Raw genomic sequence first — 18,662 nt, forward strand, 5'->3', positions numbered from 1 at the left:
GTGTCAGGGCCTGCTGTCTGTAGGTTCGAAAATGTCATCTGCCGGGTGAGCAGGTGCATCCTTCCACGAGTAGTTCGACATGATGGCGAACACCGCGGCCATGATCACAAGCGTCAGACCGAACATGTGGACCAAGACAATGCCGATCGGCAGACCGGTGAAGTACTGGACGTAGCCGATCAGACCCTGAACGACCGTGACGGCCAAGAGAAAGTCGATTGCGCGGGCTTGGGGGACAGCGCCTTCTTTTGCTGCGATGACGCGAGCCCACACCGCGGTCAGGACCATCAGCCAGACGGGAAACGCGTGGAAGCGGGCCATCCACACGGTCGGCAGGCCGTTGCGAGCCGATTCGCGGTCGCCCGCGTGCGGCCCAGCCCCGGTGGTGAGGACGCCGAACACGAGGACGACCGCGAGCAGTGCCGCGATGATCCACATGAGCGTCCGCAGCTTTGCCGGTCCGACCGCTCTGCGCGGTCCCGGTCCGGAATACACGCGGACAATCAGATACGCGGCAACCGCGACTGATGCGGCAGATGGAATGAAGTGGCTGGCGACAACCCACGGGTTGAGCTTTGTCAGCACCGACATGCCTCCGATGACAGCCTGGACGGGCACAACCATGAGAAGTGCAAAGGCCGACCACGCGAGTTCGGGCCGTTCGCGCCGCCACGGCCAGACCACGATGAGCGCGGCGAGGCAGATGAGACCGAGGACAACGCCCAGGACCCGGTTGCCGAACTCGATGAAGCCGTGAATGCCCATCTCCGGGGTGTTCGTCAGCGATCCGGGCTCGCACATGGGCCAGTCGGAACAGCCCAAACCGGATCCTGTCAGGCGCACGGCCGTTGAGGTGACGATAATGCTCACCTGGGCTAAGAGGACAACCCACGCAGCCACGCGAACTCGGCGGGGAAGCTTTTCACTTCTGTGCGGGGCTGCCGCGGGAGAAACAGAGGCGGAGGTCGACATGGCCCCTATTGTCTCATTTGTCGTCGTAGGAGAACCATCGGCGAGCCGCTGCCGCTGCGATGACCGCCCACACCGCCAAAACGAGCAGGCTCATCCAGTCGAAGCGACCGTCGATCACAGCGCTGCGCAGCGCCGATCCCAAAGCTCCAGAGGGCAGAAAGCCTACGACAGAACCCCACGTGCCGCCGTGGTCGATGAGCAGTCCACCGCCGCCGGCCATGGCAGCCCACAGGAGATTGGCGAAGGCGAGCACCGCCTCGGGCCTCATGGTTCCGGCCATGAGAAGAGCCAGGCCGACAAAAGCGGCGGTGCCTAAAGCTGCGCTTAAAACAACCGCTGAAATGCTGATATTCGCCTCTAGGCCCAGAAAGGCCGCGCAGGCGAAGGCGAGAGCGTACTGGACGACGGTCACGGCGAGCACGGCTGCAATTTTGCCTGCCACGAGGCCGCTGACGCCCAGGGGCGTTGTTGCGGTGTGGCGCAGAACCCCGTAGCGGCGCTCGAAAGCGGTCGCGATCGCCTGGCCGGTGAAAGCGTTGGAGGCAATGGACACCCCGAGTACGCCCGCCAGTGCAACGGCCGTGTGATTGCTTCCCGTATAGCCGAAGACCTCCAGGATTCCTGTCAGGGACAGGGTGAACAGGATCGCCAGCGGCAGCACCAGCGACAAAATCAGCTGCTCGCCGTTGCCGAGAATCGCCCTGGTCTCAAACGCTGCGCGTGCGGTAACGCGGCCAACGGCAGGTGCGGGCCGCTGCCGGAATGAGCCGGGCTCTTCGGCATTCGTGCGCGCTGTCATCGCAGGCTCCTTCCCGTCAGCTGGAGGAAGACATCGCCAAGGTCGCCAGAGCTCATCGTCAAGCCCGTCAGCTCTGCTCCGCTGGCTGCTATTTCCGCTGTGATCTGGCTGAGGTCCTCAGCCGTGTAGGCGCCGGTTGAGGTCATAGCCGTTGCCGAAGCGCAGCTGAGGTCCCAGCGAGAGCGCAGCTTGTCGCTGAGCTTGTGTGGGGGAGCCTCGGCAAAGGTCAGGCGCAGAACCGAGGTGCGGCCCGCGGTGAGCTCTGACGGCGTTCCCTGGGCAATGATCTGCCCGTGGTCGACAATGTGGACGTTGTCGGCAAGCTCTTGTGCATCTGCCATGTTGTGGGTTGTCAGCACGACGGCCGTTCCCCTGTCAGCGAGGCTGCTGACAATGTCTTTGACTGCCAGGGACGCCTGCGGGTCCAGCCCGGCGGTCGGTTCGTCGAGGAACACGAGGCTGGGCTTGCCGATAAGCGCTGCGGCCAAGCCCACGCGCTGCTTCTGACCGCCGGAGAGCCGGCGGATGGACCGTCCGGCAAAGGATCGGATGCCCAGCTGGTCCATGAGTTCGTCCGGGTCTGCCGGGTCTGCGTACATTCGCGCCAGGTGTTTGAGAATGGCCGGCGGCTTTGCGGCCATGGGCAGACCCCCGTCTTGCAGCATGACGCCGATGAGAGCCCTGGTCTGTGTTTCCAGGGGGCTGCGGCCGAAGATCTCGACCGAACCGGACTGTGGGCGCAACAGACCGGTGCACAGCGAGATGAGAGTGGATTTTCCCGCTCCGTTGGGGCCGAGAACCGCGGTGGTCATACCCGGTTCAACAGAAAGTGAGATTCCGTCGACGGCGGTTCTGCGGCCGTAGGCGAACCGGACGTCGCGGACTTGAAGTGCTGTCACAGGTGCCCACTGTAGCCGTCTGGCCCGCCGGACGTGCGGAGGACGCCCAGGCCCGGTGCTTGTGGAACAATTTAGGCCACATTAATGTTATTGAATGAAAATGAGGCAGAACGCCTCATAAGTCTATGCAGCAAGGCAGGTTATGTCTCAGCAGAGTTCGCAGGCTGTGCTGCGCACCCGGGCGCGGGTGCTGCAGGCGGTATTGGATCACGGTCCCATCACCGCTGCCAGCATCGCCCGCCAGCTCGACCTGACCGCCGCGGCCATAAGACGGCACCTGGACGCACTGACAGATGAGGGCGCGATCGAGGTGCGGGAACTGGCCGGTGCGAAGACCGGCCGGGGGCGCCCGGCACGCCACTACGTGGTCTCGACCGCTGGCCACAGCCGAATCAGCCACTCCTATGACGAACTGACCGTTGAGGCACTCGAGTTCCTCGAAGATAAACTCGGGGAGAGTGCAGTAGAGGAGTTCGCCAGGCAGCGGATCGGCGAACTCATGGATCGTGTCGAAGCGCGTGTCGGCCGCAGGTCCGCCACCGTGGCAGGACGCTCCCGCGATCTCGCCGCGGCACTCGATGCCGAGGGGTACGCCACATCGGCAACCCCCGTGGCGGTGGGAACACCGCTGGAGGCCATGCAGCTGTGCCAGGGGCACTGTCCAATACACAAAGCTGCCGCAAGGTATCCGCAGTTCTGCGAAGCAGAGCTCGATGCCTTCTCTGATTTTCTGGGCGTGGACATCAGGCGCCTGTCGACGCTCGCAGCCGGCGGTCATGTGTGCACAACGCACGTGCCGACTTCAGACGTCAACAGACCGCTGATCGATGCGCCGGAACAAAACCAAGGAGGAGCAAGGTGACTGACACCACTGAATCCAACTGGATTCTGGAAGCCAATCCCGAACTGAAAGACATCGGGAACGCCTATGAATACGGCTGGCATGATTCTGATGAAGCAGGCGCCAATGCTCAGCGCGGCCTGAATGAGGATGTCGTCCGCAACATCTCGAAGCTGAAGGACGAGCCCGAATGGATGCTGCAGCGCAGGCTGCGCGCACTCGAGCTCTTTGAGAAGAAGCCGCTGCCGCAGTGGGGCCCAGACCTGGGCGGCATTGACTTCGACAACATCAAGTACTTTGTGCGCTCGACCGAGCAGCAGGCGCAGACGTGGGATGACCTCCCGGAGGACATCAAGAACACCTACGACCGCCTGGGCATCCCGGAAGCTGAACAGCAGCGCCTGGTCGCCGGTGTCGCTGCGCAGTATGAATCCGAGGTCGTCTACCACAAGATCAACGAAGAGCTTGAGCGCCAGGGTGTCATATTCGTTGACACGGACACCGGCCTGCGCGACTACCCGGAGATCTTCGAAGAGTACTTCGGCACCGTCATCCCCTCCGGCGACAACAAGTTCTCCGCGCTCAACACCGCTGTGTGGTCCGGCGGTTCGTTCGTCTACGTCCCCAAGGGCGTTCACGTCGAAATTCCCCTCCAGGCCTACTTCCGCATCAACACCGAGAACATGGGCCAGTTCGAGCGCACACTCATCATTGCCGACGAAGGTTCGTCGGTGCACTACGTCGAGGGCTGCACCGCTCCGATCTACAAGTCCGACTCCCTGCACTCGGCAGTCGTTGAGATCATCGCCAAGAAGGGCGCAAAGGTTCGCTACACGACCGTGCAGAACTGGTCGAACAACGTGTACAACCTCGTGACCAAGCGCGCGATCGCCGAAGAGGGCGCCACCATGGAGTGGATCGACGGCAACATCGGCTCGAAGGTCACCATGAAGTACCCGGCCATCTGGATGACCGGCGAACACGCTCGCGGTGAAACCCTGTCTGTTGCCTTCGCAGGCTCTGGCCAGGACCAGGACACCGGTTCGAAGATGGTGCACGCAGCCCCGAACACGTCCTCGAACATCGTCGCGAAGTCCGTTGCCCGCGGCGGCGGTCGCTCCGCCTACCGCGGACTCGTGCACGTGTACCCGAACGCATCCGGTTCGGCTAACAACGTGCTGTGTGACGCTCTGCTGGTGGACAATCATTCGCGTTCGGACACGTACCCGTACATCGACATTCGCAATGACGATGTGACCCTCGGGCACGAGGCCACCGTGTCGAAGGTGTCGGCAGACCAGCTGTTCTACCTCATGAGCCGTGGCCTGGACGAAACTGAGGCCTACGCCATGATCGTCCGCGGCTTTGTCGAACCGATTGCACGCGAATTGCCGATGGAATACGCACTCGAACTCAACCGCCTTATCGAACTTCAGATGGAAGGCGCGGTCGGCTGACCAGTCCAGCCGCGATCACGCCGACTGTCAAAGGAGAATAATGACCCAGACCTCGAGCAGCACCGCGCCCAAGCAGGTGCCTGCCACCACTCGTTCGCAGCGCACGCGCAGCTTCGACATCGCTGACTTCCCGGCAGTGACCGGCCGGGAAGAAGAATGGCGCTTCAGCCCGGTCAAGAAGCTCGACGCGCTGCTTCAGAACCAGACCGGAAACGGAACGCTCGGCCGCGAAGAGACCCTGCCCGAAGGCGTCGCCGTAGAAACGATCACGCTGGAACGGGCTCGCGAGCTCGGCGCGGTAGCACCGGAAGACCTTCCGGCTGTCATCGCCGCCAATCAGGCGGCGACCGTCACCCACTATTCGGTGGAAGCCGGTGCCGAGATCAGCGAACCCGTCCGCATCGACCTCACGGGCGCAGGGGGCCTCGTTCACGGCCACACCCTCGTGACAGTCGGTGAGAACGCCCACGTTGACTTCATCGTCACCCACAGGGGAACCGTTGACTACAGCGAGCTGATCACGACGGTTGTGGGAGACGGCGCCAACGTCGACTTCATCGAACTGCAGCTGTGGGACGACACCGCCCTGCACGCTGCGCAGCACGATGCCGTCGTCGGCAAGGACGCGTACTTCAAGCACGTGCAGATTACGCTCGGCGGAAAGATCGTGCGGCTGAACACCAACGTCCGCTACTCCGCGCCCGGCGGAGAAGCCGAAATGTTCGGGCTGTACTTCGCCGATGCTGGACAGCACTTCGAACACCGCACCTACGTGGACCACAACACGCCGAAGGCCGTGTCGAACGTGCTGTACAAGGGCGCCCTCTACGGTAAGGACGCGCGCACCGTCTGGATCGGCGATGTCCTGATCCGCCCCGAGGCCCTCGGCATCGACACCTACGAAATGAACCGCAACCTGCTGTTGAGCAAGGGTGCCCGTGCTGACTCGGTTCCCAACCTGGAAATCGAAACGGGCGAAATCGAAGGCGCCGGCCACGCATCGTCGACCGGCCAGTTCGACGAAGAGCACCTGTTCTACCTCATGAGCCGCGGCATTCCCGAAGACGAAGCGCGCCGCCTGGTCGTTCGCGGTTTCTTCAACGAAATCATCCAGAAGATCGAAAACGAGGAAGTCGAAGACCTCCTCAGCCAGAAAATCGAAGAAGAACTCGCTCGGAGCATGGCCGAATGAGCAGCAAGCCAGCACTGAAATCGGACGAACTCGCCATCGGCACCGCCGTGCGGGTGGTCATCGACGACGTCGAAGTGTGTGTTGCGCGCACGGAAGACGGCGCGGTCCACGCCGTCAACGACGTCTGCACGCACGGCGAAGTTTCGCTGGCTGAAGGCGAAGTTTCGGGCTGTTCGATCGAATGCTGGCTGCACGGCTCGGCCTTCGACTTAAGAACGGGTGAGCCCGAATCACCCCCGGCCTTCGAGCCCGTAGCCGTCTACGCCGCCGAAGAGCGCGACGGCACGATCTTCGTAGACATCAACTCGACGCACTGAAAGCAGGAAACATGTCCACTCTCTCTATCCGCGACCTCCACGTCAGCGTAGAAACCGACGAAGGCCCGAAGGAGATCCTCAAGGGCCTGTCACTCGACATCAACTCGAAGAAGACCCACACCGTCATGGGCCCCAACGGCTCGGGCAAGTCGACGCTGGCCTACGCCCTGGCCGGCCACCCCGCCTACACCATCACCTCGGGCACGATTGAGCTCGACGGCGAAGACATCACCGAAATGGAAGCAGACGAACGCGCCAAGGCCGGTCTGTTCCTCGCTATGCAGTACCCGGTGGAAGTTCCCGGCGTGACCGTCACGAACTTCCTGCGCACCGCCAAAACCGCCATCGACGGCGAAGCTCCCAAGCTGCGCACCTGGTCGAAAGAACTGGGCGAAGCCATGGAGAAGCTGCGCGTTGACCCGGCATTTGCCACCCGCAACGTCAACGAAGGGTTCTCCGGCGGTGAGAAGAAGCGCCACGAAATCCTGCAGATGGAGCTGCTCAAGCCGCGCTTTGCGATCCTCGACGAAACCGACTCCGGTCTTGACGTCGACGCCCTGCGCATTGTGTCCGAGGGCGTCAACCGCGCTAAAGACAACACCGACGTGGGCATTCTGCTCATCACCCACTACACGCGCATCCTGCAGTACATCAAGCCGGACTTCGTGCACGTGATCGTCGACGGCAAGATCGTCGAAGAGGGCGGACCGGAACTGGCCGAGCGTCTGGAAAACGAAGGCTACGACCGCTTCTTCCAGACCGCCTGACACATCAGAGGAGGAAAGTGTGACCGAAGTCATCGATTCGCCGAGCAACGCCTCTGCAGAAGAAGTCACAGAAGCGCTCCTGGACGTCGTTGACCCAGAACTCGGCGTCAACGTCGTCGACCTCGGGCTCGTCTACGGGGTTGTTGTCGAAGAAGACGGCACTGCTGTCATCGACATCACCCTGACCTCGGCGGCGTGCCCGCTGAGCGACGTCATCGAAGACCAGATCGCCCAGGCGCTCGACGGCATCGTCCCGGCATTCCGCCTCAACTGGATCTGGATGCCGCCGTGGGGCCCGGAGAAGATCACAGAAGACGGCCGCATGCAGATGCGTGCACTGGGCTTCAACATCTGATCAGCTGATCCTTGGGGGCGGGTAGAATCTACCCGCCCCCAAAGTCTTCTCTAGGAGTTCTGTGACGATCATCGCAGCCGTTGACGGTTCGGCTCTCGGCAATCCCGGCCCCGCCGGCTGGGCCTGGTACATCAGCGACGACCAGTGGGCTTGTGGCGGGTGGCCCAAGGCGACGAACAACCGCGGAGAGCTGCAGGCCGTCATCGAGCTCCTCCGCGCAGTCGAGGATTCTGGCGCTGACGTGCACGTTCTGTGTGATTCGCAGTACGCCATCAATTCGATCACCAAGTGGATGACCGGCTGGAAGAAGCGCGGATGGAAGAAAGCCAACGGATCGCCCGTGCTCAACGACGACCTCATGAAGCAGCTCGATGAACTCATGTCTGCTGCCAAGTCTGCGGGCCGCTCCATCACATACGAGTGGGTGAAGGGGCACGCAAACCACAGGATGAACGAAAGGGCCGATGATCTCGCCCGAGCTGCGGCTGGCGCCTATCAGAAAGGCGCGAAGCTCGACAGTGGTCCCGGGTACAGCGGAGAAGCTGCGAACGAACCCGACACCGCAGGCAGTGGCACAGCCGAGTCCTCATCCTCCGGCACCTCGTCTTCCGAGGACCGCTCAACCGCGGCCTCGACCACAGATACGGTGCGCATCTGGGCAGATGTTCCGCGTGACCTCGCGGGGGCCATCGCCGAGCGCGCACGTGAAGACGGCGTCCGCCCGCAGCAGTACCTGCGCGCACTCATTGAGAAGGCGGTTGCGGAATGATTGCCGCATCCGGCCTCGAAATCACGGTGGGCGCCCGCGTGCTCATGTCCGATGTCACCTTCCGCGTCGAGAAGGGTGACCGGGTTGGTCTGGTGGGTCGCAACGGCGCGGGCAAGACCACCTTGACAAAGGCCCTCATGGACGAGGTGCCGCCGAGCGCCGGGCAGGTGTTCCGCTCCGGTTCGGTCGGCTATCTGCCGCAGGATCCGCGGACGGGCAATCTCCGCATGACGGGCAAAGAGAGGATCCTAGCCGGGCGGGAGCTCGACGTTTTGGCCAAGCGTCTGCGCCGCACGGAGGAGCAGATGTCTTCGCCTGATCCGGACACCGCGTCGAAGGCCATCGACAAGTACCCGCGCATTGAAGACGAATTCATAGCCGCCGGCGGCTATGCTGCTGAATCTGAAGCGCTTGCGATTGCAGCCAATCTGGGGCTGGATGCGGAGCTTCTCAAACAAGAGCTGCAGACTCTTTCCGGCGGTCAGCGGCGCAGGGTCGAACTGGCCCGAATTCTGTTTGAAGCACCGAAGACCATGATTCTCGATGAGCCGACCAACCACCTCGATGCCGAAAGCGTTCTGTGGTTGCGGGACTATCTGGCCAAGTATCCCGGTGGGCTCATCATCATCTCGCATGACCTCGACCTGATCGACGAAGTCGTCAACAAGGTGTTCTTCCTCGACGCCACGCGCCAGTGCATTGACATCTATTCGATGGGCTATCGGCAGTACCTCAAACAGCGTGAAGACGACGAACGTCGCAGGCGCCGTGAACGCGCCAACGCCGAAAAGAAGGCTGCAGCCTTGCACGCCCAGGCCGACAAGATGCGCGCGAAAGCCACGAAGACGGTTGCCGCGCAGAACATGGCCAAGAGGGCGGACCGGCTTCTGGCCAGCACACAGGGGGAGAGGCAGCGCGAAAAGGTCGCTGACCTCCGGTTCCCCGAACCTGCCAAGTGCGGTCGGGTACCGCTTGAGGCGCGCGGCCTGTCCAAAGCGTACGGTTCGACGGAGGTGTTCACCGGTGTCGACCTCGCTGTTGACCGGGGCACGCGCGTTGTGATTCTCGGGTTCAACGGGGCCGGAAAGACAACCCTGCTGAAGCTTCTGGCCGGTGTCGAAGAACCAGACAGCGGCGAAGTCGTTGCCGGGCACGGCCTCAAACTGGGCTATTTCGCGCAGGAACACGACACACTCGATCTTGAGCGGACGGTTCTGGAGAACATGCAGTCGGCCGCACCGGATGCTTTTGACGACACGAAGGTGCGCACTGTGCTCGGTTCATTCCTGTTCTCCGGCGAAGACGTCGACAAGCCCGCGGGCGTTCTCTCCGGCGGCGAGAAGACCCGCCTGGCGTTGGCCTGCCTCGTGGTGTCTTCAGCCAATGTGCTTCTTCTAGATGAGCCGACAAACAACCTCGACCCACAGTCGAGGGTGGAGATCCTGTCGGCCATTGAACGCTATGAGGGTGCGATCCTGCTGGTGACGCACGATGCCGGTGCTGTTGAGGCTCTTAACCCCGACCGGGTGCTGCTGCTGCCGGATGCTGACGAGGACCTGTGGAGCGAGGACTACCTGGACCTGGTTGAACTGGCCTGATGCGAGTGAGCTGGGGCTCTGGTCTCGCAGTCTCAGCCCCAGCCCTGGGAGTCCAGAAGCGCGTCTTCGTCTGCCTCTGCCGAACGGTCACGACGGCCTGATCTGACCCTGCGCCCATCGTCGCCGTAGCGGCTGCCGGAGGTGCGCACTCCGTGTGCGATCGCAGCCTTTTCCACGACGACGTAGTCGGCCTGCTGCTGGTCCTTGCCCGCCGCGATTGCCCTGCGTTCTCGCACGGCTGCGACGATGATCGCACCGAGTGCCATAGCGCCGAACAGAATCCATTGCAGGGTGTAGGACAGGTGAGAGCCGGGATCGACCGATGGCTTCGGCAGGCCCGTGAGGGCTTCGTCTGCCTGCGGGTCTTCGCTGCCGGCTTGGAGATACAGGCCGGTGTATCCGTCGTCGATTCCCATCACCTTCGGATCGAGCTGTTTGACCGTGCCGACAGTGTTGTCATCGGGCTTGCCGTCTTCCGCGGGGCGAATCCAGCCGTCGACTGTGACGGTGCCGTGCGGGGGAGCGGGCACGCTGCTCGGATCGGGGCTGCTTGAGCTCGGTGTCCACCCGCGCACGACTGCCACGGGACCGTTGTCGGTCTGCAGCGGTGTGACGACGAAATATCCGGGCTGCCCGCCCAGAGGCCTGTTGCGCGCAAGGACCGTATGGTCTGCGGCGTAGGTCCCGGTGACGGTCACGTGTTTCCAATCGGCCTCATCCGGCAGCTGGTCTGATGCGGACGGCACCGCCTTGTGCAGCTGCTGCGGGGCAGCGCTGTAGTTCGCTTCGATGCGCTCGATTTCGGCGTTGCGGGCTTCACGGCGGCTGTTCTGCCAGTTGGCCAAAAGCGCACACGCGATGGCGAAGATGATTGCAATGGCGATGTAGCGCAGCCATTTTGCGGAGAAGAGGAATCCGTAGCGCACTTATCCAGCTCCTGGGGGAATACGGTCTGCGGGCACAGTTTCACGCAGAAATGACCGGAGTGTGAGGAATTCTTCGAGGGTTTCTCGGTGCAGACTGCAGGCCAGCCACACTTTGCGGCGTTCATCGGAGTGGAGTTTCGGGTTGTTCCACAGAAGAGCCCACGACGCCAGTGCTGGGCAGCCCTTTGCCGAGCACTGCAGGTCAGTCATCGTCGTCCTCCACGATTTCGCCGTCGATGATGATCGGGTCGTCCGGTGCGGCCGGGCTGCTCTGTTTTGGCTGGCCCAGCGGGGCTGCGGTGGGCGCGGGCTGTTCGGCATCGATCGGGCTGTAACGGCGGACGACGGCATTGGCAATGAGAACGGCAATCCACGGAAGGACGACGGCGCCGGCGACAAGTGCCCAGCGAAACCAGCCGTGTGCGAATACAGCCCCGACAAAGCAGACCATGCGAATGGCCATGAGTATCAGGTACTTGCGGGTGCGCGCGTTGAGATCGGCTTCGTGAGATTCGCTGGCCGAGGTGATGTTGACCGCGGGCCTGCTGTTCACGTCTCCCCACCTTTCAAACGGACTACAAAAGCATATCGCTCCTTTGTTGTTCAACCACGCCCGACTGGGCTTTAGGCTAGGTTGGGAGAGATTGACTCCAGATTGAAAGGACCAGCGTGGCTGAACCCCGTGTTGTTCTTGTAACCGGCGGAAACCGCGGCATCGGTCGCACGATCGCCGAACGTTTCCTGGCCCAGGGCGATAAGGTCGCTGTCACCTCGCGCAACGGCGATGCTCCCGAAGGAGCATTCGCGGTCGCCGCGGATGTCACGGACCTCGCGTCGTTGGAAGCGGCTTATGAAGCGATCGAAAATGAGCTCGGCACCGTTGAAGTCGTAGTGGCGAATGCCGGCATCACGCGGGACAACCTGCTGATGCGGATGTCAGAAGATGAATTCGAACAGGTCATCGACACCAACCTCACGGGTGTGTTCCGCACCGTCAAACCGGGGATCACCAACATGGTCCGCTCGCGGTTCGGCCGCATCATCTTCATTTCCTCTGTTTCGGGCCTCTACGGCGTGCCCGGTCAGTTCAACTACTCGGCAGCCAAGGCTGGGCTCGTGGGCATGGCGCGTTCGCTCACTCGCGAGCTCGGTGCCCGCGGCATCACGGCAAATGTTGTTGCCCCGGGCTTCATCAAGACGGACATGACTGATGAACTGCCCGAAAAGCAGCAGAAGGAATACCTCGACACCATCCCCGCTAAGCGGTTCGCCCTCCCGGAAGAGGTCGCAGGGGTTGTCGCCTGGTTGGCCTCGGAGGACGCCGCCTATATCTCCGGTGCCGTCATTCCGGTTGACGGCGGCCTCGGCATGGGTCACTGACAGCAGAATCTTGTAGAAAGGAACATCATGGGAATTCTCGAAGGCAAGCGCATCCTCGTCACGGGTGTGCTCACTGAATCGTCCATCGCCTTTTCGGCAGCCCGCCTGGCTCAGGAACAGGGCGCCGAGGTCATCCTGTCGTCCTTCGGACGCCAGATGAAGATCACGTCGATCATCGCCGAGCGCCTGCCGAAGCCGGCTGAGGTCATCGAGCTCGACGCGACGAACGAAGACGACCTTGCCGCACTTCCCGAGCGTTTGGGCGGCAACATCGACGGCATTGTCCACGCGATCGCCTTCGCACCAAAGGACGCACTCGGCGGTGTGTTCCTCGACACGCCGTGGGAATCCGTATCCAATGCCCTTCACGTTTCGGCATATTCGCTCAAGGCCATCGCTGTCGCTGCTCAGCCGGTGCTCAACAAGGGAGCCTCAATCGTCGGCCTGACGTTCGATGCGACAGTCGCCTGGCCCGCATACGACTGGATGGGCGTATCGAAGGCCGCACTCGAGTCCACAAGCCGCTACCTGGCCCGCTACCTCGGTGAACACGACATCCGCGTCAACCTCATCTCGGCAGGTCCTCTCAAGACCACCGCAGCGAAGTCCATTCCGGGCTTTGACGCGTTCGAAGACGTATGGGGCGACCGCGCGCCGCTGGGTTGGGACCAAAGCGACACGGAACCCGCCGGTCGCGGAATCGTCGCCCTGCTGTCGGACTGGTTCCCCAAGACAACCGGTTCGATGATCCACGTTGACGGCGGCCTGCACTCAACCGGATCCTGAGGCAGCGGATAATGCCCACTCTGATCTTCGCCCGTCACGCCCACGCGTCGAACGAAGCCGGACCTGACTACGACCGTCCGCTCACGCCCGAAGGACGCGAAGAAGCGCGACGAGCTGGCGAACACCTCGCGGATCTTCCGATCGACTTCGCAATAGCTTCGAGTGCGCGGCGAACGACGGAAACCGCGCAGCTCATCATCGAGCAGCTGAACAGCAGCCCCCAGGTGCGTTTGGACGACGCGCTGTACCAGGCGCAGGTTCTTGACTGGCGTGAAGCTGTTGCGACCATTCCGCCGGACTCGCAGGCGGCGATCATCGTGGGCCACAATCCCACCGTCGCCCAAGCGGTGTCCGAATTCTCGGGCGTCCCGGTTGAGAAATTCCGCCCCAGTTCTATCGCGGTTTTCACGATCGACAGCTGGGAAGACGCGGCGGGAGTCCTCCCACAGCCGCAGATTCTCGACTTCACAGAACGGGTTTGAGACCGCTGCCGTGAACATCTGGGCCCAAAAACAGGCCTAAAAACCGATTCTGCGGCACCTTCAAATACACAGCAGAGGCGGTGGGTCCCCAAGTGGGGCCCACCGCCTCTTCTGTGCCCGGATGGTTCGCCGGAGCTTTCGCCTGCCCGCGGGGGATTGCCGGGTGGTTTTGGCCTACAGGCTCATACCCGTCAGTCCGGGATAGACCGCATCGAGCCGCCGGGTGCGCAGTTGAGCATCGGCCCGTTCGATAAGCGCGGGCTTGGCGCAGAAGGCAATGCCGAAGCCCGCGGCTTCAATCATATCGATGTCATTGGCTCCATCGCCGATGGCCACGGTGCGCGCTGTGTCGAGCCCTTCGGCTTCGACGATCTCCAGCAGCCGGTTGGCCTTTGCCTGCCTGTCGACAATCGGACCGCTGACCTTCCCAGTGAGAACGCCCTCGGCGATCTCAAGCCCGTTGGCAGTGACATCGTCAATTCCGAGGGAACCGGCGATCTGCTGGACCACTGCGGTGAAGCCGCCTGAAACCAGCGCGATACGGCAGTCGGCCGCGTGCAGGTTCGCCACAAGGGTTTCAACACCGGGGGTCAACGTGACGGCGGCAGCAACTTCGTCCAGCGCCGAGGCCGGTACGCCCGCCAGCTGTTCGACACGGTGGATCAGCGATTCGGCGAAGTCGAGCTCACCTGCCATGGCGCGTTCGGTTACGGCGCGCACTTGTGCTTCGCGTCCAGCGTGTGCCGCGAGTTTTTCAATGACCTCTTCGTTGATGAAGGTCGAATCGACATCCATCACAACCAGCTCAGGTCCAAGCAGGCCCAGGGGCAGGGGGACGGTCCACAGGTCACCGTCGGGGTGCTGTTCACGCAGCTCGCGGGCGACAATGTGCTGCTCGTCTTCGTCAAAGAGGTCGGAGCGGACGAAAAGACCGTCGTCGTCGGTGATGATGCTCAGTCGATCCATGCCGCGATTGTATGTGAGCGAATGCGGCTCACCGGGCTCGGGTAACAGACCACACAACTGCGGCTGCCGCGGCGTGAAGGCGGGCGAGCAGAGCGCCGAACTCCGGCGGCTGCAGCGTTTGGGGAGCCAAAATCGGTGCCAGGAGCGAATGGATTTCACACGCTGTGACCAGACTTGCCGCCCACCTCGGCTCCGGCAGAAGAAACCCGATGTTCTCTGCCAGGCGGCCCAGCGCCATGTCCGCCTGCCAGTCACGCCACGGGGCCTGACGCAGATCTTCCGGCAGCTCGTCGCCCAGCCGCTCAACAAGAGCCAGCCCTTCCATCGTGCATTCGCGCAGAGCCCGCACCGCCTCGGAAGCAGACACAGTGCCCAGAGGTGTGGAAGGCACAGCGGCCGTGGGAATCACCCGAGCCGTGCCTTCGGCATTGAGCACGACGAGGGCGCGTGAAACGCCCTGCGCTTCAAGAACTGTGACATTTGACACGCGAGATAATAGGCCCCGGTGCTCACGGTCGGTGCGGGGCACCCGGTGTGGAAGCGTGGGGTGGACGAGGACGGTGTATGCCGAGTCGATGCCTGCGCGGCGCAGCTGTGCCGCCCACAGCAGAAGGCCCTCGGGCAGGTCGGCGGAGAAGACCGGATCATCTACAATCAGTGGGACCGCAGACCCAGCCGAGGTGTATGAGTCAACCACCGCATCCGGCGGCCTGGTCTGGGAAAGGAGGCACTGGAGCGAAGCGACGAAGAACACGGCCGACGTGTCAGGAGAGGGGGGAATCATCGGCCCGAGTATAGGTTAGAGTTCGTCGTATGAGCATTGTCCTGCAGCTAGACGACGTCGGTGTCCGCCGAGGAGCCAATCAGCTCCTCTCAGATTTTTCTCTCAAGATTGAAGAAGGCCAACATTGGGCTGTTCTCGGTCCAAACGGCGCTGGAAAGACGACGCTCCTTGAGCTTGCGGCCGGACGCATGCACCCGACAGAAGGCACGATCGACATCCTCGGAGAGCGCCTGGGGCGGGTTGACGTTTTCGAGCTGCGGCCGCGGATCGGCTATTCGTCCTCGCAGCTTGCCAAACGGATTCCCGGCAGCGAAAAAGTGCGCGATGTCGTTCTCACCGCCGCCTACGGAGTGCTCGGCCGCTGGGTGGAGGACTACGAGGACGTCGACCTCACCCGCGCTGATGACCTCTTGGCGGCCTTCGGAATCGAGGGCTTCGGCTCTCGTCGATTCGGCACGCTGTCCGACGGCGAAAAGAAGCGCGTGCAGATTGCCCGCTCGCTCATGACCGATCCCGAACTGCTCCTGCTGGACGAACCGGCAACGGGCCTTGACTTGGGCGGACGCGAAGAGCTCGTGCGGGCGCTGACCGAGATCGTCGGCTCAAAATACGCCCCGACCACCCTCATGGTGACCCACCACGTCGAAGAGATTCCGCAGTCGATGACGCACGCCCTGCTCATTCGCGGCGGCGGCGTAGTCGCAGCCGGTGAAATCAAGGAAGCCATCACAGAAGAAAACCTGTCGGAGACTTTCGATCTGCCCATCAAGCTCACCGTCACCGAAGGGCGCTTCCACGCGCAGGCGCGCTTGAACTGATGGGATCATTCAGCCTCGTCGAGGCTCTGCTCATCTTCGCCGCGGGCCTCGGCGCCGGCGCAATCAACGCGGCCGTCGGGTCTGGAACGCTCATCACGTTCCCGGCTCTGGTCGCTTTTGGGGTTCCGCCGCAGACTGCGACGATGAGCAATGCGCTGGGTCTCATCCCCGGCAATGTGGCAAGCTCCCTGGGCTACCGAAAGCAGATGGCCGGCTACGGCAAACAGGTTGCCGTGTGGCTGCCCGCGTCGATTCTCGGCTCTGTTGTAGGCGCGCTGCTTCTGGTGATTCTGCCCTCGACGACATTTGAGGCCGTAGTGCCGGTGCTCATTGTTCTAGCGGTCGTTCTCGTGATCGGGCAGCCGTTCCTCAAACGGGCCCTGACTGCTCGGGCAGTAAGGACGGGGCACACGGCACCGGCCAAGCCGGAAGACGCCTCAACTGCCATGAAGGCGGCAGCTCTGGCCGCAATCTTCTTCACCGCAATCTACGGCGGCTACTTCGCCGCCGCGCAGGGTGTTCTGCTCGTAGGCCTCCTGGGTGTTCTCACGGCCTATTCGCTGCAGCAGATCAACGGCTTCAAAAATGTTCTCGTTCTCGGCGTCAACACGGTTGCAGCCGTTGTCTACATGATCGTCGGGTTCGACAAGATCAACTGGACGGCCGTGCTGCTTGTCGCCATCGGATCGCTCATCGGCGGTTACGCAGGAGCCAAGTTCGCCCAGAAGCTGCCCGACCCGCTGCTGCGGGGCATTATCGTCATTCTCAGCATCATCGCCTTCTTCCGCATCATCCAGCTGTGAACACCCCGGCCAAGCGCGATATTGACGACGCGCAGATTCAGCAGATTCTCCGCACTCACGGCATCGACGAAGCTCGGGTCATCCGGTCTTCTCAGGCGTCCGGGACTCTGCTTGCGGACTACACGGATCTGACGGATGTTCAGCTGCGCAGCAAACGAGAACCCGCCGAGGGGCTGTTCATTGCAGAGTCATCCAAGATCGTGACACGGGCGCTTGCCGCCGGATACAGCGCGCGCTCGTTCCTGCTGCGGCCCAACTGGCTGGCTGATCTCGCACCACAGCTGGCCAGCTCAGACGCCCCCATCATCTTGGGAACACCGGCTGAACTTGAAAACATCGTCGGCTTTCACCTGCACAGGGGAGCCCTGGCGGCCATGGAGCGCAAACCGCAGCCAACACTGAAGACAATTCTCGAGTGGGCCAGGACGGTCGTAGTGCTGGAGGACATCGTCGATCATACGAATGTCGGTGCGATCTTCCGCTCTGCGGCAGCACTTGGCGCTGACGCCGTTCTCATCAGTCCACGATGCGCCGACCCGCTGTACCGGCGCTCCATCCGGGTGTCGATGGGCACAGTCTTCTCTGTGCCGTGGGTGCGGATCGAACCGTGGCCCGGCGGCATTGACCTGCTGCGTGAGCACGGCTTCACAACTGCGGCTCTGGCTCTGCGCGATGACGCGATGAGCGTTCGCGAGTTCGCCCGGGCAGGGCACCGCAAGACCGCGTTGGTTATGGGCACTGAAGGCGCCGGGCTCAGTCGCCGGACAATCGAATCCGCCGATGCCAGAGTCATCATCCCCATGTCCCACGGAATCGATTCACTCAATGTGGCTGCGGCAGCGGCTGTGGCAGTGTTTGCACTTCAGGAGGACGCCGATGGCTGAAATCACCCGCGATGCCGCCGCCCGATCGCTGATTGAAGGCGGGGTGACCGGCGAGGTTGCAACGCCGAGGGAGAACAACCTGTCGCACATCCACAGGTTCTTGGCCCAGGAGCGCAATTTCGACTTCGGCGTGCCCCTGACGCGCGATTGGGATTATGACTCCGTCTTCGACGTCATGGTTGCCCGCTGCGGCATTCGACCGCAGCGAGACTACACGGAAGGCGCTGACACGATCTCCACTGAGCTGTGCATGGACGGTCTGGACCGTCTGCGGGCGGCAGTATCTGACGCGGCTGGGCGCGGTGAGCGCATCCTCTTTGCCACCGGCCACCCTTCGGGGCTTCTGCCGGTGCACGAAGCCACTGCCGCCTGGGCTGAGCGGCTGGGTGCTGCACTCGTGCGGCTTGACCAGTTCATTCCGCTGCAGTCAGAAGGCGGGGACGTCCGCCAGATCGGCCGTGTGTGGCACTGGCACATTCACGGCGGCCTGCCGCACACGCACCTGGCCGAGCCCATGCACGCGCTGCTCGACGCGCTGGATGAAGCCGGCCAGCCCATGCCCGACCTCGTGGTTGCCGACCACGGATGGGCGGGGGCCGCGGCCAGCAGGGGACTGCGCACAGTGGGCTACGCCGACTGCAATGACCCGGCCCTCTTCGTCGCGCAAGCCCAGGGCCAGGTGGAGGTCTGCGTACCACTGGACGACAACATTCCGCCGTACAACTACGCCGGGCTCATCCGGTGGCTGACGCGCTGACTCCCTGAATCAGTTCGCTTTGCAGGTGCTGAGCCGGTATAGTCTCATAGGTTGACGCCTCAGCGTCGGCACATCCGAATTTGAGCAGCTGGCAGGCGACTCGGTCGCAC

The 18,662-nt window shown here is 62.7% G+C and carries 23 protein-coding genes; 15 read left to right on the plus strand and 8 right to left on the minus strand.

Annotation, left to right across the window (positions count from 1 at the left end; translation table 11 throughout):
• Positions 1–3: 3 nt before the first annotated feature.
• The 3 genes from HMPREF2757_RS01400 to HMPREF2757_RS01410 are packed head-to-tail and all read right to left on the minus strand — an operon-like array spanning position 4 to position 2,670.
• Positions 4–972, minus strand: a complete 969-nt coding sequence (locus tag HMPREF2757_RS01400) for a COX15/CtaA family protein (RefSeq protein WP_070572670.1) — start codon at positions 970–972, stop codon at positions 4–6.
• 13 nt (positions 973–985) lie between these two features.
• Entirely contained in the window at positions 986–1,771 is a 786-nt protein-coding gene (locus tag HMPREF2757_RS01405; RefSeq protein WP_070572671.1) for an ABC-2 transporter permease, read from the minus strand.
• On the minus strand, positions 1,768–2,670 hold the full coding sequence (locus HMPREF2757_RS01410) for an ABC transporter ATP-binding protein (protein WP_070572673.1): 903 nt from the start codon (positions 2,668–2,670) through the stop codon (positions 1,768–1,770). Before HMPREF2757_RS01410 ends, HMPREF2757_RS01405 begins: the two co-directional genes overlap by 4 nt.
• Positions 2,671–2,812: 142 nt before the next feature.
• Between HMPREF2757_RS01410 and HMPREF2757_RS01415 the strand changes: the two genes are divergently transcribed.
• The 8 genes from HMPREF2757_RS01415 to HMPREF2757_RS01450 all read left to right on the plus strand — a co-directional run bounded on the left by HMPREF2757_RS01415 (position 2,813) and on the right by HMPREF2757_RS01450 (position 9,966).
• Complete coding sequence (locus HMPREF2757_RS01415; RefSeq protein WP_070572675.1) at positions 2,813–3,532, plus strand: helix-turn-helix transcriptional regulator; 720 nt, start codon at positions 2,813–2,815, stop codon at positions 3,530–3,532.
• A complete protein-coding gene (gene sufB / locus HMPREF2757_RS01420) occupies positions 3,529–4,968 on the plus strand; it encodes a Fe-S cluster assembly protein SufB (RefSeq protein ID WP_305366931.1) in 1,440 nt (479 codons plus the stop codon). Before HMPREF2757_RS01415 ends, sufB begins: the two co-directional genes overlap by 4 nt.
• Before the next feature lie 40 nt (positions 4,969–5,008).
• The gene (gene sufD / locus HMPREF2757_RS01425) at positions 5,009–6,160 is read left to right on the plus strand and encodes a Fe-S cluster assembly protein SufD (RefSeq protein ID WP_070572677.1); all 1,152 of its coding nucleotides are present in this window, start codon (positions 5,009–5,011) and stop codon (positions 6,158–6,160) included.
• Positions 6,157–6,477, plus strand: a complete 321-nt coding sequence (locus HMPREF2757_RS01430; RefSeq protein WP_070572679.1) for a Rieske (2Fe-2S) protein — start codon at positions 6,157–6,159, stop codon at positions 6,475–6,477. Before sufD ends, HMPREF2757_RS01430 begins: the two co-directional genes overlap by 4 nt.
• 11 nt (positions 6,478–6,488) lie before the next feature.
• Entirely contained in the window at positions 6,489–7,244 is a 756-nt protein-coding gene (sufC, locus tag HMPREF2757_RS01435; protein ID WP_070572681.1) for a Fe-S cluster assembly ATPase SufC, read from the plus strand.
• Positions 7,245–7,263: 19 nt separating this feature from the next.
• Entirely contained in the window at positions 7,264–7,599 is a 336-nt protein-coding gene (locus HMPREF2757_RS01440) for a metal-sulfur cluster assembly factor (RefSeq protein ID WP_019175051.1), read from the plus strand.
• 61 nt (positions 7,600–7,660) lie between these two features.
• Positions 7,661–8,368: a ribonuclease H family protein gene (locus tag HMPREF2757_RS01445; protein ID WP_070572683.1), complete on the plus strand. Its 708-nt coding sequence runs from the start codon at positions 7,661–7,663 to the stop codon at positions 8,366–8,368.
• Positions 8,365–9,966: an ABC-F family ATP-binding cassette domain-containing protein gene (locus HMPREF2757_RS01450; RefSeq protein ID WP_070572685.1), complete on the plus strand. Its 1,602-nt coding sequence runs from the start codon at positions 8,365–8,367 to the stop codon at positions 9,964–9,966. Before HMPREF2757_RS01445 ends, HMPREF2757_RS01450 begins: the two co-directional genes overlap by 4 nt.
• A gap of 32 nt (positions 9,967–9,998) precedes the next feature.
• Here HMPREF2757_RS01450 and HMPREF2757_RS01455 read toward each other — a convergent pair whose 3' ends face one another.
• From HMPREF2757_RS01455 to HMPREF2757_RS01465, 3 genes are read right to left on the minus strand one after another with little or no spacing between them, the layout of a single operon-like run.
• Positions 9,999–10,892, minus strand: coding sequence for an SURF1 family cytochrome oxidase biogenesis protein (locus HMPREF2757_RS01455; RefSeq protein WP_070572687.1), 894 nt, complete (start codon positions 10,890–10,892; stop codon positions 9,999–10,001).
• Positions 10,893–11,102, minus strand: coding sequence for a hypothetical protein (locus HMPREF2757_RS01460; protein ID WP_070427988.1), 210 nt, complete (start codon positions 11,100–11,102; stop codon positions 10,893–10,895).
• Positions 11,095–11,445, minus strand: coding sequence for a DUF3099 domain-containing protein (locus HMPREF2757_RS01465; RefSeq protein ID WP_070572689.1), 351 nt, complete (start codon positions 11,443–11,445; stop codon positions 11,095–11,097). Before HMPREF2757_RS01465 ends, HMPREF2757_RS01460 begins: the two co-directional genes overlap by 8 nt.
• Before the next feature lie 116 nt (positions 11,446–11,561).
• Here HMPREF2757_RS01465 and HMPREF2757_RS01470 point away from each other — a divergent pair, with 116 nt between their 5' ends.
• The 3 genes from HMPREF2757_RS01470 to HMPREF2757_RS01480 are packed head-to-tail and all read left to right on the plus strand — an operon-like array spanning position 11,562 to position 13,540.
• Positions 11,562–12,272 carry a beta-ketoacyl-ACP reductase gene (locus HMPREF2757_RS01470; RefSeq protein ID WP_070572691.1) on the plus strand — a complete coding sequence of 237 codons (711 nt, stop codon included), beginning with the start codon at positions 11,562–11,564 and terminating at the stop codon, positions 12,270–12,272.
• Positions 12,273–12,299: 27 nt separating this feature from the next.
• On the plus strand, positions 12,300–13,058 hold the full coding sequence (gene fabI / locus HMPREF2757_RS01475; protein WP_070572693.1) for an enoyl-ACP reductase FabI: 759 nt from the start codon (positions 12,300–12,302) through the stop codon (positions 13,056–13,058).
• An 11-nt stretch (positions 13,059–13,069) separates the two neighbouring features.
• The gene (locus HMPREF2757_RS01480; RefSeq protein WP_070572695.1) at positions 13,070–13,540 is read left to right on the plus strand and encodes a SixA phosphatase family protein; all 471 of its coding nucleotides are present in this window, start codon (positions 13,070–13,072) and stop codon (positions 13,538–13,540) included.
• Positions 13,541–13,714: 174 nt separating this feature from the next.
• Here the strand turns inward: HMPREF2757_RS01480 and serB are convergent, their stop codons facing one another.
• Both serB and HMPREF2757_RS01490 read right to left on the minus strand, forming a co-directional pair.
• Positions 13,715–14,506: a phosphoserine phosphatase SerB gene (gene serB / locus HMPREF2757_RS01485; protein ID WP_070572696.1), complete on the minus strand. Its 792-nt coding sequence runs from the start codon at positions 14,504–14,506 to the stop codon at positions 13,715–13,717.
• A gap of 28 nt (positions 14,507–14,534) precedes the next feature.
• Complete coding sequence (locus HMPREF2757_RS01490) at positions 14,535–15,290, minus strand: hypothetical protein (protein WP_070572698.1); 756 nt, start codon at positions 15,288–15,290, stop codon at positions 14,535–14,537.
• 29 nt (positions 15,291–15,319) lie between these two features.
• Here HMPREF2757_RS01490 and HMPREF2757_RS01495 point away from each other — a divergent pair, with 29 nt between their 5' ends.
• The 4 genes from HMPREF2757_RS01495 to HMPREF2757_RS01510 are packed head-to-tail and all read left to right on the plus strand — an operon-like array spanning position 15,320 to position 18,552.
• Complete coding sequence (locus HMPREF2757_RS01495; protein ID WP_070572700.1) at positions 15,320–16,108, plus strand: ABC transporter ATP-binding protein; 789 nt, start codon at positions 15,320–15,322, stop codon at positions 16,106–16,108.
• Entirely contained in the window at positions 16,108–16,911 is an 804-nt protein-coding gene (locus tag HMPREF2757_RS01500; RefSeq protein WP_070572702.1) for a sulfite exporter TauE/SafE family protein, read from the plus strand. The genes HMPREF2757_RS01495 and HMPREF2757_RS01500 overlap by 1 nt, the downstream gene beginning before the upstream one ends.
• Positions 16,908–17,795, plus strand: a complete 888-nt coding sequence (locus tag HMPREF2757_RS01505; RefSeq protein ID WP_176745862.1) for a TrmH family RNA methyltransferase — start codon at positions 16,908–16,910, stop codon at positions 17,793–17,795. The genes HMPREF2757_RS01500 and HMPREF2757_RS01505 overlap by 4 nt, the downstream gene beginning before the upstream one ends.
• Positions 17,788–18,552 carry a phosphatase gene (locus HMPREF2757_RS01510; protein WP_070572704.1) on the plus strand — a complete coding sequence of 255 codons (765 nt, stop codon included), beginning with the start codon at positions 17,788–17,790 and terminating at the stop codon, positions 18,550–18,552. Before HMPREF2757_RS01505 ends, HMPREF2757_RS01510 begins: the two co-directional genes overlap by 8 nt.
• Positions 18,553–18,662 lie beyond the last annotated feature (110 nt).

Source organism: Brevibacterium sp. HMSC063G07 (assembly GCF_001810665.1).
Lineage (GTDB): Bacteria > Actinomycetota > Actinomycetes > Actinomycetales > Brevibacteriaceae > Brevibacterium.